The sequence below is a fragment of the Streptomyces sp. MMCC 100 genome, from assembly GCF_041538145.2.
Classification (GTDB): Bacteria; Actinomycetota; Actinomycetes; order Streptomycetales; family Streptomycetaceae; genus Streptomyces.
Genome location: NZ_JBGORK020000001.1, coordinates 1,567,792 through 1,585,042 on the forward strand (window position 1 = coordinate 1,567,792; position 17,251 = coordinate 1,585,042).

Sequence of the window (17,251 nt, forward strand, 5' to 3'; positions counted from 1 at the left end):
CGGCAGGTCAGGGCCGGGCGGACGCGGACGGCCCGCCCGGACCCAGGGGAGGGCGAGTGAGCAGGAAACCCGAACTGAAGGGCAGGGCGGCCCGCCTCGCCCGGCTCCTCCCGACGGGCAGCGCCCGCGGCCAGGCGGCCCGTGCCCCCTTCGTCCTCCTCGTCGTCGTTCTCCTCGGCGGCGGCCTCATCGGGCTCCTGGTGCTGAACTCCGCCCTGAGCGAGGGCTCCTTCAAGCTGGACGACCTGAAGCAGCAGACCAAGGAGCTCACCGACGAGGAACAGGCGCTCCAGCGGGACATCGACGCCTACTCCGCCCCCCAGGCCCTCCAGCGCCGCGCCCGCGAACTGGGCATGGTGCCCGGCGGCGACCCCGCCTTCCTCGACCCCGACGGCACCGTCAAGGGCTCGCCCAGCCCCGCGCCCGCCGCGGCCACCCCGCTCGTGCTCGCCCCCGAGGCGCTGACCGCGACGTCCGGCAGCCCGTCCGCGGACCCACCGTCCCCCTACGCCGAGCCGTCCGCCCCGGCCCCCACGTCCACCACCGCGGGCACGGCCGCCACCCCCACCACGGCGGCGACGCCCACCCCGACCCCGACTCCCGGCAGGTGACGGAAGTGTCCGACAGGGAACCGCCGCGCCGCCGTGTGCCCGGACCCGCGAGGCCCGCCCGCCCCGGCGGCGGACGTCGCCCGGGACCCGGCGCCCGGCCGGCCCGCCGGCCGGGACCGCCCCGGCCGGCGCCCCGCGCCTTCCGGCTGGGCAGCCCGCGCCCCCGCCTGCGCATGATCGGCCTCGCGCTGACCCTCGTGCTGGCCGCCTTCGTCGTACGGCTCCTGCAGGTCCAGGCCGTCGACGCCGGCACGTACTCCGCGAAGGCCGAGCAGAACCGCTACGTGGTGCACACCCTGCCCGCCGAGCGCGGCGGGATCACCGACCGCAACGGCGTCGCCCTCGCGAGCACCGTGGACTCCTACGACATCACCGCCGACCCGACGATGTTCACCCGCGAGCAGCTGAAGGTCGGCGACGGACCCGAGCAGGCGGCGGCGCTGCTCGCCCCGATCCTCGGCCAGGACCAGGAGCAGCTGGCCGAGGTGCTCCGCCCGAAGAACAAGAAGCTGCGCTACGTCCGCCTCGCACGCCGGCAGACCCCCCAGGTCTGGAACCAGATCAAGGACCTGAAGACCGCGCTCACCACCAAGGCGGAGACCGACAAGTCCGCGGTCAACGTGCTCGCGGGCGTCTTCGCCGACCCCAGCAGCAAGCGCGTGTACCCGGGCGGCGACCTCGCCGCCGGCGTCCTCGGCTGGGTCGGCGCCGACGGCAAGGGCGGCGGCGGCCTGGAGCGGAAGCTGGACAAGACGCTGGCCGGCGAGGACGGCAAGATCCGCTACGCGCAGTCCGGCGGGCGCCAGGTGCCCACCGCCGGCTCCACCGAGACGCCCGCCGTGCCGGGCAGCGACGTCGAGCTCACCATCGACCGCGACATCCAGTGGGCCGCGCAGCACGCCATCACCGAGCAGGTGGAGAAGTCCAAGGCGGACGGCGGCTACGTCATCGTCCAGGACACGCAGACCGGCGAGATCCTCGCCATGGCCAACGCGCCGAGCTTCGACCCCGGCGACCTCGCCCACGCCGACGCGGACGCGCTCGGCAACGCCGCCCTCCAGGACGCCTTCGAACCGGGCTCCACCGCCAAGGTGCTGTCGATGGCGGCCGTGCTGGAGGAGAACGCCGCCACCCCCGGCACCCACATCACCGTCCCCAACCGGCTCAAGCGCGGCGACCGGCTCTTCAAGGACGACATCGACCACCCGACCTGGTACCTCACGCTCAACGGCGTGCTCGCCAAGTCCAGCAACATCGGCACCATCATGGCCACCGGCGAACTGGGCAAGACCCAGGCCGAGGCCAACAAGGTGCTCTACTCCTACCTGCGCAAGTTCGGCCTCGGCGGCTACAGCGGGCTCGGCTTCCCCGGCGAGACCAAGGGCATCCTCGCGCCGCCCGACCAGTGGTCGACCTCGCAGCAGTACACGATTCCTTTCGGCCAGGGCGTCTCCGTGAACGCGCTCCAGGCGGCCTCCATCTACTCGACCATCGCCAACGGCGGCGTCCGAGTCGAACCCACGCTCGTCCGCGGCACCAAGGGCGCCGACGGGCGCTTCACCCCGGCCCCTGAACCCGAGAAGACCCGCGTGACCAGCGAGAAGACTGCGAAGACGCTCGCGCAGATGCTGGAGTCCGTCGTCGACGACGAGGAGGGCACCGGCACCAAGGCCCGTATCCCCGGCTACCGGGTGGCGGGCAAGACGGGCACGGCCAACCGGGTGGATCCGGCCACCGGCAAGTACCGCGGCTACACCTCGTCCTTCGCCGGGTTCGCCCCCGCCGACAAGCCCCGCGTCACCGTCTACTGCGCCATCCAGAACGCCACCGAGGGCAGCTACTTCGGCGGCCAGATCTGCGGCCCCATCTACAAGCAGGTCATGGAGTTCGCCCTGAAGACCCTTCAGGTACCGCCGACCGGGGCCGACCCCGCGAGGCTCCCGGTCACCTTCAAGCCCTGAGCCCCACCGAGCCCGTACCGAGCCAGCGCCGTTTCAGTACCGAGCCACCAGGAACCACCCGTGACGACGATCACCCCCGACCCCGGGAACCAGAGCAGCCCCCGCACCTCACTTCGCCCCCAGACGGGTACTCCCGGTACGCTCACCGCCGTGCCACACCCTGATCAGTCCCAAACCACCCAGAAGGGCCACCCCGTGACATACCCGGGACCGCCCCGGCCGGTGCGGATCTCCGCCACACCCCTGGCGGAACTCGCCGATCAGCTGGGTGCCGCCGCGCCGGACGGCTCCGCCGAGGTCACGGGCATCACCCACGACTCGCGCGCCGTCCGCCCCGGCGACCTGTACGCCGCCCTCCCCGGAGCCCGCGCCCACGGCGCCGACTTCGTCACCCAGGCCGCCGGTCTCGGCGCCACCGCCGTGCTGACCGACCCGGCCGGCGCGGAGCGCGTCGCCGCCACCGGGCTGCCGGCGCTCGTCGTCGACGACCCGCGCGCGCGGATGGGCGAACTGGCGGCCACGATCTACGGCCACCCCGGCCGCGATCTCCTCCAGATCGGCATCACCGGCACCTCCGGCAAGACCACCACCGCCTACCTCGTCGAGGGCGGCCTGCGCACGGCGAAGTCCACCGGGCTGATCGGCACGGTCGAGATGCGCATCGGCGACGAGCGCATCAAGTCCGAGCGCACCACGCCCGAGGCCACCGACCTCCAGGCCCTGTTCGCGGTGATGCGCGAGCGCGGCACCGACGCGGTCGCCATGGAGGTCTCCAGTCACGCCCTGGTGCTCGGTCGCGTCGACGCCTGCGTCTTCGACATCGCGGTCTTCACCAACCTCAGCCCGGAGCACATGGAGTTCCACTCCGGCATGGAGGACTACTTCCAGGCCAAGGCGCAGCTCTTCACGCCGAAGCGCAGCAGGCTCGGCGTGGTCAACGTCGACGACGAGTACGGGCGCCGCCTCGCCAACGAGGCCACCGTCCCGGTCGTCACCTACTCCGCCGAGGGCCACCCGGACGCCGACTGGCGCGCCGACGAGGTCGAGGTCGGCCCGCTGGACTCCACGTTCACCGTGCTCGGGCCCAAGAGCGAGCGGATCGCCGCCAAGTCGCCGCTGGCCGGACCGTTCAACGTGGCGAACACCCTGGCCGCGATCGTCGCCCTGGCCGCCGCCGGACTCGATCCGCAGAGCGCCGCCGACGGTGTCGCCGCCGTACCGGGCGTGCCGGGCCGCCTGGAGCGCGTGGACGAGGGCCAGCCCTTCTTCGCGGTGGTCGACTACGCCCACAAGACCGACGCCGTCGAGTCGGTGCTGCGGGCCCTGCGCAAGGTCACCGAGGGCAAGCTGCACGCCGTGCTCGGCTGCGGCGGCGACCGGGACACCACCAAGCGGGAGCCGATGGGCGCCGCCGTGGCCCGGTTCGCCGACACCGCCGTACTGACCTCCGACAACCCGCGCTCCGAGGACCCCCTCGCGATTCTCGCCACCATGCTCCAGGGCGCGGCGTCCGTGCCCGCGCACGAGCGCGGCGAGGTGCAGGTCTTCGAGGACCGGGCCGCCGCGATCGCCGCCGCCGTCGCCCGGGCCGAGCCCGGCGACACCGTGCTGGTGGCGGGCAAGGGCCACGAGCAGGGCCAGGACATCGCCGGGGTCGTCCGTCCCTTCGACGACCGCCAGGTGCTTCGCGAAGCCATCAAGAAGATCCAGGGATGAGATCCCGAATGATCCAGCCGATCCTGATCCTGATCCAGGGGACGAACTTGTGATCACCCTCTCACTCGCCGAGATCGCAGAAGTCGTCGGCGGGCGGATGCACGACATACCGGACGCGTCCGCCGAGGTCACCGGGCCGGTCGTCCGGGACTCCCGGGAAGCGGGGCCCGGCAGCCTCTTCGTCGCCTTCGTCGGCGAACGGGTGGACGGCCACGACTTCGCCGCGCAGGTCGTCGAAGCGGGCGCGGTGGCCGTCCTCGGCTCCCGCCCCGTCGGCGTGCCCGCGATCGTCGTGGACGACGTCCAGACCGCCCTGGGTGCCCTCGCCCGGCACGTCGTACGCCGCCTCGGCACCACCCTCGTGGCCCTCACCGGGTCGGCCGGCAAGACCAGCACCAAGGACCTGATCGCCCAGGTACTGCGGCGCAAGGCGCCCACGGTGTTCACGCCCGGTTCCATGAACAACGAGGTCGGGCTGCCGCTCACCGCGCTCACCGCCACCGACGAGACGAAGTTCCTCGTCCTGGAGATGGGCGCCCGCGGCATCGGCCACATCCGGTACCTCTGCGAACTCACCCCGCCGAAGGTCGGCCTCGTCCTGAACGTCGGCTCCGCGCACATCGGCGAGTTCGGCGGCCGGGAGCAGATCGCCCAGGCCAAGGGCGAGCTCGTCGAGGCGCTGCCGTCGGCCGAGGAGGGCGGCACCGCGGTCCTCAACGCGGACGACCCGCTCGTACGGGCCATGGCCTCCCGAACGAAGGCGAAGGTGATCCTTTTCGGAGAGTCCGGCGAAGCGGACGTTCGCGCCGAGAACGTGCGACTCACGGACAGCGGACAGCCTTCCTTCAGCCTTCACACACCCTCCGGTGCAAGCGATGTGACCATGCGCCTGTACGGTGAGCACCACGTGTCGAACGCGCTCGCCGCGGCCGCCGTCGCCCACGAGTTGGGCATGTCCGCAGACGAGATCGCCACCGCGCTCTCCGAGGCGGGCTCCCTCTCCCGCTGGCGGATGGAGGTCACCGAGCGCCCGGACGGCGTGACGGTCGTCAACGACGCCTACAACGCGAACCCCGAGTCCATGAAGGCCGCGCTGCGTGCGCTGGTGGCCATGAGCAAGGGGCGCCGTACGTGGGCGGTGCTCGGCAAGATGGCCGAGCTCGGGGACGAGGCGCTCGCCGAGCACGACGCGGTCGGACGGCTCGCCGTCCGGCTCAACGTCAGCAAGCTCGTCGCGGTCGGGGGCAGGGAAGCCCAATGGCTGCAACTGGGCGCATATAACGAGGGTTCGTGGGGTGAGGAGTCGGTGCACGTGTCCGACGCACAGGCGGCGGTCGACCTGTTGCGCAGCGAGCTGCGCCCGGGGGACGTCGTGCTCGTGAAGGCGTCCCGTTCGGTGGGTCTGGAGAGCGTCGCCACGGCGCTGCTGGAGACCGGCGCCGAGGGTGAGGTTGCCGCCCGATGATGAAGCAGATCCTGTTCGCAGGAGTCATTGGCCTCTTCCTGACGCTGGTCGGCACCCCGCTGCTGATCAAGCTCCTGGCCCGCAAGGGCTACGGCCAGTACATCCGCGACGACGGACCGCGCGAGCACGCCAGCAAGCGCGGTACGCCGACCATGGGTGGTATCGCCTTCATCCTGGCGACGGTCGCCGCGTACTTCCTCGCCAAGGGCATCACCAGCTATCTGGACCCCGACATCGACGCGGGGCCGACCTTCTCCGGTCTGCTGGTGCTCGGCCTGATGGTGGGCATGGGCCTGGTCGGCTTCCTCGACGACTACATCAAGATCGTCAAGCGGCGCTCGCTGGGACTGCGGGCCAAGGCGAAGATGGCCGGCCAGCTGATCGTCGGCATCGGCTTCGCCGTGCTCTCGCTGCAGTTCGCGGACAACCGGGGCAACACCCCGGCGTCCACCAAGCTGTCGTTCATCACCGACTTCGGCTGGACCATCGGCCCGGTGCTGTTCGTCATCTGGGCGCTGTTCATGATCCTCGCGATGTCGAACGGCGTGAACCTCACCGACGGCCTGGACGGCCTGGCCACCGGTGCCTCCGTCCTGGTCTTCGGCGCCTACACCTTCATCGGCGTCTGGCAGTTCCAGGAGTCCTGCGCCAACGCGCTGACCCTGACCAACCCGGGCGCCTGCTACGAGGTGAGAGACCCGCTGGACCTCGCGGTGGTCGCGTCCGCGCTGATGGGCGCCTGCCTCGGCTTCCTGTGGTGGAACACCTCGCCGGCCAAGATCTTCATGGGCGACACCGGTTCGCTCGCGCTCGGCGGTGTGCTCGCGGGTCTGGCGATCTGCTCGCGCACCGAACTGCTGATGGCCATCCTCGGCGGCCTGTTCGTCCTGATCACCATGTCGGTGGTCATCCAGGTCGGCTCCTTCCGTCTCACCGGCAAGCGGGTCTTCCGGATGGCGCCACTCCAGCACCACTTCGAACTCAAAGGCTGGTCCGAGGTCCTCGTCGTGGTCCGTTTCTGGATCATCCAGGGCATCTGTGTGATCGTCGGACTCGGCCTCTTCTACGCGGGATGGGCAGCGGACAAGTGACCTCCTCGGTGCCTTCGGAATTCACCGGCAAGCACGTCACCGTCGCCGGACTCGGCGTCTCCGGCGTCCCGGCGGCCAAGGTCCTGCACGGACTCGGCGCGCACGTCACCGTCGTCAACGACGGCGCCGACGAACGGGCGCGCGCGCAGGCGGCGGAGCTGGAGTCGCTCGGTGTCACCGTGCGCCTCGGCGACGGGGACACGCTGCCCGAAGGCACCGAGCTGATCGTCACCGCACCCGGCTGGAAGCCCACCAAGCCCCTGTTCACGGCGGCCGGACAGGCCGGCGTCCCGGTCTGGGGCGACGTGGAGCTGGCCTGGCGCCTGCGCGGCCTGGACGGCAGAAAGGCCGCGCCCTGGCTCGCCGTCACCGGCACCAACGGCAAGACCACCACCGTCCAGATGCTCGCCTCGATCCTGAAGGCGGCCGGTCTGCGCACCGCCGCCGTCGGCAACATCGGCGTCTCCCTGCTGGACGCGGTCACGGGCGAGGAGGAGTACGACGTCCTCGCCGTGGAGCTGTCCAGCTACCAGCTGCACTGGGCGCCCTCCCTGCGCGCCCACTCGGCCGCCGTGCTCAACCTCGCCCCGGACCACCTCGACTGGCACGGCTCCATGGAGGCATACGCGGCCGACAAGGGCCGGATCTACGAGGGCAATCGGATCGCCTGCGTCTACAACGTCGCGGACAAGGCGACCGAGGACCTGGTCCGCGCCGCCGACGTCGAGGACGGCTGCCGGGCGGTCGGCTTCACCCTGGGCACGCCCGGACCCTCCCAACTCGGCGTCGTGGAGGGCCTCCTGGTCGACCGCGCCTTCGTCGAGGACCGGCAGAAGAACGCCCAGGAACTCGCCGAGGTCTCGGACGTCAACCCGCCGGCCCCGCACAACATCGCCAACGCCCTTGCCGCCGCGGGCCTCGCCCGCGCCTTCGGTGTCTCCGCCGCCGCCGTACGGGACGGACTGCGTGCCTTCACGCCGGACGCCCACCGCATCGCGCACGTCGCCGACGTGGACGGCGTCGCGTACGTGGACGACTCCAAGGCCACCAACACCCACGCCACCGAAGCCTCCTTGGCGGCCTACGAGTCGATCGTGTGGATCGCCGGCGGGCTGGCCAAGGGCGCGACCTTCGACGCACTGGTCGCGGGCGCGGCGAAGCGGCTGCGCGGCGCCGTCCTCATCGGCGCCGACCGCGCCCTGATCCGCGAAGCCCTGGCGCGACACGCCCCCGAAGTACCCGTGGTCGACCTCGACCGGACCGACACTGGTGCGATGCTCCAGGCCGTCCAGGAGGCGCGGCGGCTCGCCCGGCCCGGTGACACGGTGCTGCTGGCCCCGGCCTGTGCCTCCATGGACATGTTCACCAACTACAACCAGCGCGGTGACGCGTTCGCGCAGGCCGTTCGCGAACTCGGCGCCTGACCCGGCCGCCTCCTGCCGCCGGGTGAACTCGGGAGGACGCGTGGGACGGTCCATGCCGACGTACAGCGGAGGCCGTGATGCCCGGTAGTCCCCAGAGCCGCACCGGACGACCGCCCGTACAGCGGGCCGTCAAGCGACCGGCCGCGCCGGGGCCGCAGCACGAGAACCCGGTGCTCCGCCTGTATCTGCGCCTGCGCCGCGCCTGGGACCGGCCGCTGACCGCGTACTACCTGATCTGCGGCGGCAGCGCGCTGATCACCGTGCTCGGCCTGGTGATGGTCTACTCGGCCTCCCAGATCACCGCGCTCCAGCTGTCGCTGCCCGGCTCGTACTTCTTCCGCAAGCAGGCCATGGCCGCCCTGATCGGGGCCGGTCTCCTGGTGGCCGCGATGCGCATGCCGGTCAAGCTGCACCGGGCGCTGGCCTACCCGATCCTCGCCGGCGCCGTCTTCCTGATGATCCTGGTCCAGGTGCCGGGGATAGGAGTCGCGGTCAACGGCAACCAGAACTGGATCGCGCTGGGCGGCTCCTTCCAGATCCAGCCCAGCGAGTTCGGCAAGCTGGCCCTGGTGCTGTGGGGCGCGGACCTGCTCGCCCGCAAGCAGGACAAGAAGCTGCTGACGCAGTGGAAGCACATGCTGGTGCCCCTGGTGCCGGCCGCGTTCATGCTGCTCGGGCTCATCATGATCGGCGGCGACATGGGGACCGCGATCATCCTGACGGCGATCCTGTTCGGCCTGCTGTGGCTGGCCGGCGCGCCCACCCGGCTGTTCGCGGGCGTGCTGTCCATCGCGGTGCTGCTCGGCTTCGTCCTCATCAAGACCAGCCCCAACCGTATGGCCCGGCTCAACTGCCTGGGCGCCACCGACCCGGGACCGGGCGACTCCTGCTGGCAGGCCGTGCACGGAATCTACGCCCTCGCCTCGGGCGGACTGTTCGGTTCCGGGCTCGGTGCCAGTGTGGAGAAATGGGGCCAACTCCCCGAAGCGCACACCGACTTCATCTTCGCCGTCACCGGTGAGGAACTGGGCCTGGCGGGGACACTGTCGGTGCTCGCCCTGTTCGCGGCTCTAGGCTATGCGGGTATCCGCGTGGCCGGACGCACGGAGGACCCCTTCGTGAGGTATGCCGCGGGAGGCGTGACCACCTGGATCACGGCCCAGGCCGTGATCAACATCGGTGCGGTCCTCGGGCTGCTGCCGATCGCCGGTGTCCCGCTCCCGCTGTTCTCCTACGGGGGTTCCGCCCTGTTGCCGACCATGTTCGCCATCGGTCTGCTGATCGCCTTCGCGCGTGACGAACCCGGTGCGCGGGCGGCGCTTGCGTTGCGGCAACCTCGCTTTGGTAGAAAGCGGGGAGCCAGGGGACCCGCGGCCAAGCGGAGCCCTGGGAGTTGGAACACGATGCGACGGCGCGCCTCGGCGGCGCGTACGTCCGGAGAGCGGTGAATTTCGGTGCATGTCGTACTCGCCGGCGGAGGAACCGCGGGCCACATCGAGCCCGCGCTCGCCCTCGCGGACGCCCTGCGCAGGCAGGATCCGACCGTGGGGATCACGGCCCTGGGCACGGAACGTGGCCTGGAGACCCGCCTGGTGCCCGAGCGGGGTTACGAGCTGGCGCTGATCCCGGCCGTACCGCTGCCGCGCAAGCCCACCCCCGAGCTGATCACCGTCCCGGGCCGGCTGCGCGGCACCATCAAGGCTGCCGAGCAGATCCTGGAGCGCACCAAGGCGGACGCCGTGGCCGGCTTCGGCGGCTACGTGGCGCTGCCCGCCTACCTCGCGGCCAAGCGGCTCGGCGTGCCGATCGTCGTCCACGAGGCCAACGCGCGCCCCGGCCTGGCCAACAAGATCGGCTCGCGCTACGCCGCCCAGGTCGCCGTCTCCACTCCCGACAGCAAGCTGCGCAACTCCCGCTACATCGGCATCCCGCTGCGCCGCTCCATCGCCACCCTCGACCGCGCCGCCGCGCGCCCCGAGGCCCGCGCGATGTTCGGGCTCGACCCCAACCTGCCGACGCTGCTGGTGACCGGTGGCTCGCAGGGCGCCCGCCGGCTCAACGAGGTGATCCAGCAGGTCGCCCCCTGGCTCCAGCAGGCCGGGATCCAGATCCTGCACGCGGTCGGGCCCAAGAACGAACTGCCGCAGGTCCACCAGATGCCCGGGATGCCCCCGTACATCCCGGTAAGTTATCTGGACCGGATGGACCTCGCGTACGCCGCGGCCGACATGATGCTCTGCCGCGCGGGCGCGATGACCGTCGCCGAACTCTCCGCCGTCGGGCTCCCGGCCGCCTACGTCCCGCTGCCCATCGGCAACGGCGAGCAGCGGCTCAACGCCCAGCCGGTGGTCAAGGCCGGCGGCGGACTGCTGGTCGACGACGCGGAACTCACGCCCGAGTGGCTCCAGCAGAACGTCCTGCCCGTGCTCGCCGACCCGCACCGGCTGTACGAGATGTCCCGCGCCGCCGCCGAGTTCGGCCGCCGGGACGCCGACGACCTCCTCGTCGGCATGGTGTACGAGGCGATCGCCGCCCGTGCGCACCGCTAGACACGTCTGACGGAAGGCAGGGAGCGTGGCCGGACCGACCACCGCCGAGCGCGGTGCACGCCAGCAGGAGTCGTCCGGCCCGCCCCGGGCGCGCCGGTTCCGCCCACCCCGTCTTCGTACGATCATCATCCTTGTCGTCGCGCTCGTGCTCGTCGCGGGCGGAACCGTCTGGGTGCTCTACGGCTCCAACTGGACGCGCCTCGAAGACGTGTCGGTCTCGGGAACCCGCGTCCTGACGCCCGCGCAGGTGCGCGAGGCCGCCGACGTGCCGGTCGGGGACCCGCTGGTCTCGGTCGACACGGAAGCGGTCGAGGCCCGACTGCGCCGGAAATTGCCGCGCATTGACGAGGTCGAGGCGGAGCGTTCCTGGCCGCACGGAATCGGGCTGAAAGTGACGGAGCGTACTGCGGTCCTGATTGTGCAAAAGGGCGGAAAGTTCGTGGAAGTGGACGATGAAGGCGTCCGTTTCGCCACGGTTTCCCGCGCTCCGAAAGACGTGCCCGAGCTGGAATTGGAACCGGCCCGTTCCGGATCCGCCGCTGCGAGCCTGCGCCGCTTCGACGACGACCGCCTGGTGCGCGAGGCGGTACGGGTGGCCGGCCGGCTCCCGGACAAGGTCGCCCGGAACACACGGCTCGTCAAGGTCCGTTCCTACGACGACATCTCACTGGAGTTGAGCGGCGAGCGGACCGTGTCGTGGGGGAGCGGTGAGCAGGGTGTGCGCAAAGCCCGCGCGCTCACCGCGCTCATGAAAGCGACGCCCGAGGCGCGGCACTTCGACGTAAGTGTTCCCACCGCCCCGGCGTCATCCGGGAGTTGACGGGTATACGTGCAGGCCAGCACCCTGGTTGGGCAGCGCTACGGCTGATCACATAGGGTGAAAAGAAAAACGGGAGGTTCGGCGTGTTCGTTGAACGTGCGCCACTTGTCGACTTAGTGTCCTGTTCGGAAGAGTCCAAGGAACAGACACACTGGTAACCCTAAACTTCAGCGTTAGGGTTCGGGTCGGCGCTACGGACCGTCCCAATCGGCATCAGTCGTCGGGTCGCGGGGGCATCAGTGCTTCGGCGGCCGGACGACACGTAACTCGAGGCGAGAGGCCTTCGACGTGGCAGCACCGCAGAACTACCTCGCAGTCATCAAAGTCATCGGTGTCGGCGGCGGTGGTGTCAATGCCATCAACCGGATGATCGAGGTCGGTCTCAAGGGCGTCGAGTTCATCGCCATCAACACCGACGCGCAGGCGCTGTTGATGAGCGACGCCGACGTCAAGCTCGACGTCGGCCGCGAACTCACCCGCGGACTCGGCGCCGGAGCCAACCCGGCCGTCGGCCGCAAGGCCGCCGAGGACCACCGCGAGGAGATCGAGGAGGTCCTCAAGGGGGCCGACATGGTCTTCGTGACAGCCGGTGAAGGCGGCGGCACCGGCACCGGCGGCGCGCCCGTCGTGGCCAACATCGCCCGCTCGCTGGGCGCCCTCACCATCGGCGTGGTCACCCGCCCGTTCACCTTCGAGGGACGGCGCCGGGCCAACCAGGCCGAGGACGGCATCGCCGAGCTCCGCGAAGAGGTCGACACCCTCATCGTCATCCCCAACGACCGGCTGCTGTCCATCTCGGACCGCCAGGTCAGCGTGCTCGACGCGTTCAAGTCCGCCGACCAGGTGCTGCTGTCCGGTGTCCAGGGCATCACCGACCTCATCACCACCCCCGGCCTGATCAACCTCGACTTCGCCGACGTGAAGTCGGTCATGTCCGAGGCCGGTTCGGCGCTCATGGGCATCGGCTCCGCCCGCGGCGACGACCGCGCGGTGGCCGCGGCCGAGATGGCGATCTCCTCCCCGCTGCTCGAGGCGTCCATCGACGGCGCCCGGGGCGTGCTGCTCTCCATCTCCGGCGGCTCCGACCTCGGCCTCTTCGAGATCAACGAGGCCGCCCAGCTGGTCAGCGAGGCCGCCCACCCCGAGGCCAACATCATCTTCGGCGCGGTCATCGACGACGCCCTCGGCGACGAGGTGCGGGTCACCGTGATCGCGGCCGGCTTCGACGGGGGCCAGCCGCCGTCCAAGCGGGACAACGTCCTCGGGTCCTCCTCGGCCAAGCGCGAGGAGCCCACCCCGGCCCGGCCGTCCGAGAGCCGCCCGTCCTTCGGCTCGCTCGGCAGCGTCAAGCCGAAGGAGGAGCCGGAGCCGGCCCCCGCGCCGGAGCCGGTGAGCGACCTGCCGCCGGTCTCCCCGCCGCCGGTCCCGCCGTCCCGCACCTACTCGGACAGCGCCGCCGAGGAACTGGACGTGCCGGACTTCCTGAAGTGATAGGACAGCGCGACACCGTGAACGGCGCGCACTTCGGCTTCACCGACCGGTGGGGCGGAGTGAGCGCCGTTCCGTACGAGGAGCTCAATCTCGGCGGCGCGGTCGGCGACGACCCCGGCGCCGTCACGGCCAACCGGGAGCTGGCGGCCAGGTCGCTGGGCGTCGACCCGGCCCGGGTGGTCTGGATGAACCAGGTGCACGGGGCCGACGTCGCCGTGGTGGACGCACCCTGGGGGGAGCGGCCGGTTCCGCGGGTCGACGCCGTGGTCACCGCCGAACGCGGTCTCGCCCTCGCCGTCCTCACCGCCGACTGCGTGCCCGTCCTGCTCGCCGACCCGGTCGCCGGCATCGCCGCCGCGGCCCACGCGGGCCGGCCCGGACTGGTCGCCGGGGTCGTCCCCGCCGCCGTACGGGCCATGACCGAACTCGGCGCGGACCCCGCCCGGATCACCGCACGCACCGGACCCGCCGTGTGCGGCCGGTGCTACGAGGTGCCCGAGGAGATGCGCGCCGAAGTGGCCGCCGTCGAGCCGGCCGCGTACGCCGACACCGGTTGGGGCACGCCGGCTCTCGACGTGAGCGCCGGAGTGCACGCGCAGCTCGAGCGCCTCGGGGTGCGCGACCGGGCGCAGTCGCCGGTGTGCACCCGGGAGTCGAAGGACCACTTCTCGTACCGACGCGACCGCACCACCGGGCGGCTCGCGGGCTATGTGTGGCTGGACTGATGGGGCATGACGGACCGTAAGCAGGAACTCGCCGCGAACCTGGCGAAAGTGGAAGAGCGCATCACCGCCGCCTGCGCGGCCGCGGGCCGCCCGCGGGAAGAGGTGACCCTCATCGTGGTCACCAAGACCTACCCGGCGGACGATGTGCGCATTCTCTCCGAACTCGGCGTGCGCCACGTCGCGGAGAACCGCGACCAGGACGCGGCGCCCAAGGCCGCCGCATGCTCGGATCTGCCGCTTTCGTGGCATTTCGTCGGCCAGCTGCAGACCAACAAAGTGCGTTCCGTGGTCGGTTACGCGGATGTCGTGCAGTCCGTGGACCGGGCCAGGCTCGTCACGGCTCTGTCGAAGGAGGCCGTACGGGCCGGTCGCGAGGTGGGCTGCCTCCTCCAGGTCGCGCTCGACGCGGGGGAGAGCGGGCGCGGGGAGCGTGGCGGGGTCTCGCCCGCCGGAATCGAAGAGTTGGCCGACCTGGTCGCCGGATCGGACGGGTTGAGGTTCGACGGCCTGATGACCGTGGCCCCGCTCACCGGCGAGTACGCGGGACGCCAACAGGCGGCGTTCGAGCACCTCATGGATTTGTCGACCTACGTGCGCCGAACTCATCCGGCTGCGAACATGGTCTCCGCGGGGATGAGTGCGGACCTCGAACAGGCCGTGGCCGCCGGGGCGACACATGTACGCGTCGGCACTGCGGTACTCGGAGTCCGACCCAGGCTCGGGTAACGTCGCCAAGAAGTCGGACCACAGCAGAAAATATGGTCATTACCGCCGAAAGGCGGACGCAACGACCTCGTGGATCGCAGGCACTTGGAGTCGTCAGCAGATCCACCACAGAGCGGAGGACTCAGAGCATGGCCGGCGCGATGCGCAAGATGGCGGTCTACCTCGGCCTCGTGGAGGACGATGGGTACGACGGCAGGGGGTTCGACCCCGACGACGACTTCGAACCCGAACTGGACCCGGAACCCGAGCGGGATCACCGGCGCCATGAACCGGCGCACCAGTCACATGGTTCACATCAGCCCCAAAGGGACGAAGAGGTACGAGTCGTACAACCGCCCGCGCAGCGCGAGCCGATGCCCCGTTCCGCTTCGCTCGCGGCGGAATCGAGTCGTCCGGCGCGCATCGCGCCCGTGGCGTCCATCACACAAGAACGCGCAAGCCTGGAAAAGAGCGCACCGGTCATCATGCCCAAGGTCGTGTCCGAACGAGAGCCCTACCGGATCACCACGCTTCACCCCCGGACCTACAACGAGGCCCGTACCATCGGGGAACACTTCCGTGAGGGCACTCCGGTGATCATGAATCTCACTGAGATGGATGACACAGATGCGAAGCGACTTGTCGACTTTGCGGCCGGTTTGGTGTTTGGTCTTCACGGCAGTATCGAGCGGGTGACGCAGAAGGTGTTCCTGCTGTCTCCTGCTAACGTCGATGTCACGGCGGAGGACAAGGCCCGCATCGCAGAGGGCGGGTTCTTCAACCAGAGCTGAGACGCAACACCGGCAGTGAGCAAGCCACGGGCCCGACAACGGGTCCGAGAGATGGTTCAGGGGAGAGGGAAGCAAGGGTCATGAGCGTGGTCCTGGATGTCGTCTACATCGCGCTGATGTGCTTCCTCATCGTGCTCATCTTCCGGTTGGTCATGGACTACGTCTTCCAGTTCGCCCGCTCGTGGCAACCCGGCAAGGCGATGGTGGTCGTTCTTGAGGCCACCTACACTGTCACCGATCCACCGTTGAAGCTTCTGCGGCGGTTCATCCCGCCGCTGCGTCTCGGGGGCGTGGCGCTCGACCTGTCCTTCTTCGTACTGATGATCATCGTCTACATCCTGATCTCGATCGTGAGCCGGCTGTGATCGATGAGAGAGATACGGGCTTGCCGAATGCCGACGACAACGTTGAGGTGAAGAGATGCCGTTGACCCCCGAGGACGTGCGGAACAAGCAGTTCACGACCGTCCGCCTCCGAGAAGGCTATGACGAGGACGAGGTCGATGCCTTCCTCGACGAGGTCGAAGCCGAACTGACCCGGCTGCTCCGCGAGAACGAGGACCTGCGCGCCAAGCTGGCCGCGGCGACGCGTGCGGCCGCGCAGAACCAGCAGAACATGCGCAAGCCTCCGGAACCGCCGCAGGATCAGCAGCCGCCGCAGCACCAGCAGGGGCATCCCCCGCAGCAGGGCGGTATGCCGCAGCAGGGCATGCGAGGTCCCGGCGCTCCGGTGCCCGCCGGCATATCGGGCCCGCCGCAGCAGCAGATGGGTGGCCCCATGGGTGGTCCGCCCCAGCTGCCGAGCGGTGCCCCGCAGCTGCCCGCCGGCCCCGGCGGACAGGGCGGCCCGCAGGGTCCCGGCCCGATGGGTCAGGGTCCGGGGCCGATGGGCCAGGGCCCGGGTCCGATGCAGGGCCAGATGGGTCCCGGCCCGATGGGCGGCCCCATGGGCGGCCCGCAGGGGCCCGGTGGCCCTGGTGGTCCCGGCATGCCCGGTCAGGGCGGCCCCGGTGGCGACAGCGCCGCCCGCGTCCTCTCGCTGGCCCAGCAGACCGCCGACCAGGCGATCGCCGAGGCCCGTTCCGAGGCCAACAAGATCGTCGGCGAGGCGCGTTCGCGTGCCGAGGGTCTGGAGCGGGACGCCCGTGCCAAGGCGGACGCCCTGGAGCGGGACGCGCAGGAGAAGCACCGCGTCGCGATGGGCTCCCTGGAGTCCGCCCGCGCCACGCTGGAGCGCAAGGTCGAGGACCTGCGCGGCTTCGAGCGCGAGTACCGGACGCGGCTGAAGTCGTACCTGGAGTCGCAGCTGCGTCAGCTGGAGACCCAGGCGGACGACTCGCTCGCCCCGCCGCGTACGCCCGCGACGGCCTCTCTGCCGCCGTCCCCGGCGCCCTCGATGGCACCGGCCGGCGCGAGTGCCCCGTCCTACGGCGGCAACCAGTCGATGGGCAACGGCCCGAGCCAGTCCGGTCCGTCCTACGGCGGTCAGCAGCAGATGTCGCCGGCGATGACCCAGCCGATGGCACCGGTGCGGCCGCAGGGGCCGTCGCCGATGGGGCAGGCGCCTTCGCCGATGCGGGGGTTCCTGATCGACGAGGACGACAACTGAGCTGCTTCGGACTGACGTCCGGTAGGTAGTACGGCGTTGCCTTCGGCAGCGTTCAGGGGCGGGCCCCGGGTTTTCGAACCCGGGGCCCGCCCCTGTGTTGCGTGCCGGTGCCGGTGCCGGTGCCGATGTCGGTGCAGGCGGGGGGTGCGCTGCCCGGCGTGGCGGGGTGCCTCCCCCACTCTCGGCTTCGCTCGAGCGGGAGGTACCCCCACCGCCCACCCGTGCCGCCCCAGCGGCACGACTGCCCGCAGCTACGGCGGCTTGCCCGCAGCGACGGCGGCTGCCCATAGCTGT

The 17,251-nt window shown here is 70.8% G+C and carries 15 protein-coding genes; all 15 read left to right on the forward strand.

Annotated features, from left to right (window positions below):
* Positions 1–56 precede the first annotated feature (56 nt).
* The 15 genes from ftsL (at position 57) to divIVA (ending at position 16,957) form a co-directional block, all read left to right on the forward strand.
* On the forward strand, positions 57–611 hold the full coding sequence (gene ftsL, locus ABS735_RS07210) for a cell division protein FtsL (protein WP_373902029.1): 555 nt from the start codon (positions 57–59) through the stop codon (positions 609–611).
* Positions 608–2,572, forward strand: a complete 1,965-nt coding sequence (gene ftsI / locus ABS735_RS07215; RefSeq protein WP_373902030.1) for a cell division protein FtsI — start codon at positions 608–610, stop codon at positions 2,570–2,572. Before ftsL ends, ftsI begins: the two co-directional genes overlap by 4 nt.
* Positions 2,573–2,767: 195 nt before the next feature.
* A complete protein-coding gene (locus ABS735_RS07220) occupies positions 2,768–4,288 on the forward strand; it encodes a UDP-N-acetylmuramoyl-L-alanyl-D-glutamate--2,6-diaminopimelate ligase (RefSeq protein ID WP_373902031.1) in 1,521 nt (506 codons plus the stop codon).
* Between the two features lie 49 nt (positions 4,289–4,337).
* Positions 4,338–5,753, forward strand: a complete 1,416-nt coding sequence (locus tag ABS735_RS07225) for a UDP-N-acetylmuramoyl-tripeptide--D-alanyl-D-alanine ligase (RefSeq protein WP_373902032.1) — start codon at positions 4,338–4,340, stop codon at positions 5,751–5,753.
* Positions 5,753–6,844: a phospho-N-acetylmuramoyl-pentapeptide-transferase gene (gene mraY / locus ABS735_RS07230; protein ID WP_333751468.1), complete on the forward strand. Its 1,092-nt coding sequence runs from the start codon at positions 5,753–5,755 to the stop codon at positions 6,842–6,844. Before ABS735_RS07225 ends, mraY begins: the two co-directional genes overlap by 1 nt.
* Before the next feature lie 8 nt (positions 6,845–6,852).
* Positions 6,853–8,268 carry a UDP-N-acetylmuramoyl-L-alanine--D-glutamate ligase gene (gene murD, locus ABS735_RS07235; RefSeq protein ID WP_373902033.1) on the forward strand — a complete coding sequence of 472 codons (1,416 nt, stop codon included), beginning with the start codon at positions 6,853–6,855 and terminating at the stop codon, positions 8,266–8,268.
* 77 nt (positions 8,269–8,345) lie between these two features.
* On the forward strand, positions 8,346–9,716 hold the full coding sequence (gene ftsW / locus ABS735_RS07240; protein WP_373902034.1) for a putative lipid II flippase FtsW: 1,371 nt from the start codon (positions 8,346–8,348) through the stop codon (positions 9,714–9,716).
* Positions 9,717–9,722: 6 nt separating this feature from the next.
* The gene (gene murG, locus ABS735_RS07245; protein ID WP_373902035.1) at positions 9,723–10,817 is read left to right on the forward strand and encodes an undecaprenyldiphospho-muramoylpentapeptide beta-N-acetylglucosaminyltransferase; all 1,095 of its coding nucleotides are present in this window, start codon (positions 9,723–9,725) and stop codon (positions 10,815–10,817) included.
* A gap of 25 nt (positions 10,818–10,842) precedes the next feature.
* A complete protein-coding gene (ftsQ, locus tag ABS735_RS07250; RefSeq protein WP_373902036.1) occupies positions 10,843–11,637 on the forward strand; it encodes a cell division protein FtsQ in 795 nt (264 codons plus the stop codon).
* A gap of 288 nt (positions 11,638–11,925) precedes the next feature.
* Positions 11,926–13,128, forward strand: coding sequence for a cell division protein FtsZ (gene ftsZ / locus ABS735_RS07255; RefSeq protein WP_373902037.1), 1,203 nt, complete (start codon positions 11,926–11,928; stop codon positions 13,126–13,128).
* The gene (pgeF, locus tag ABS735_RS07260; protein WP_373902038.1) at positions 13,125–13,853 is read left to right on the forward strand and encodes a peptidoglycan editing factor PgeF; all 729 of its coding nucleotides are present in this window, start codon (positions 13,125–13,127) and stop codon (positions 13,851–13,853) included. The genes ftsZ and pgeF overlap by 4 nt, the downstream gene beginning before the upstream one ends.
* 6 nt (positions 13,854–13,859) lie before the next feature.
* Entirely contained in the window at positions 13,860–14,579 is a 720-nt protein-coding gene (locus ABS735_RS07265; RefSeq protein ID WP_373902039.1) for a YggS family pyridoxal phosphate-dependent enzyme, read from the forward strand.
* A 128-nt stretch (positions 14,580–14,707) separates the two neighbouring features.
* Positions 14,708–15,349, forward strand: a complete 642-nt coding sequence (locus ABS735_RS07270; RefSeq protein WP_007448662.1) for a cell division protein SepF — start codon at positions 14,708–14,710, stop codon at positions 15,347–15,349.
* A gap of 80 nt (positions 15,350–15,429) precedes the next feature.
* Entirely contained in the window at positions 15,430–15,714 is a 285-nt protein-coding gene (locus tag ABS735_RS07275) for a YggT family protein (protein ID WP_007448661.1), read from the forward strand.
* 55 nt (positions 15,715–15,769) lie between these two features.
* The gene (gene divIVA, locus ABS735_RS07280; protein ID WP_373902040.1) at positions 15,770–16,957 is read left to right on the forward strand and encodes an apical growth/hyphal branching protein DivIVA; all 1,188 of its coding nucleotides are present in this window, start codon (positions 15,770–15,772) and stop codon (positions 16,955–16,957) included.
* The last annotated feature ends 294 nt before the right edge of the window (positions 16,958–17,251 follow it).

Excerpts from the sequence above, each read along its gene's own strand:
- mraY (WP_333751468.1), top strand. The coding sequence starts at position 5,753 with ATGAAGCAGATCCTGTTCGCAGGAGTCATTGGCCTCTTCCTGACGCTG.
- divIVA (WP_373902040.1), top strand. The coding sequence starts at position 15,770 with ATGCCGTTGACCCCCGAGGACGTGCGGAACAAGCAGTTCACGACCGTC.
- ftsW (WP_373902034.1), top strand. The coding sequence starts at position 8,346 with ATGCCCGGTAGTCCCCAGAGCCGCACCGGACGACCGCCCGTACAGCGG.
- ABS735_RS07275 (WP_007448661.1), top strand. The coding sequence starts at position 15,430 with ATGAGCGTGGTCCTGGATGTCGTCTACATCGCGCTGATGTGCTTCCTC.
- ABS735_RS07270 (WP_007448662.1), top strand. The coding sequence starts at position 14,708 with ATGGCCGGCGCGATGCGCAAGATGGCGGTCTACCTCGGCCTCGTGGAG.
- ABS735_RS07265 (WP_373902039.1), top strand. The coding sequence starts at position 13,860 with ATGACGGACCGTAAGCAGGAACTCGCCGCGAACCTGGCGAAAGTGGAA.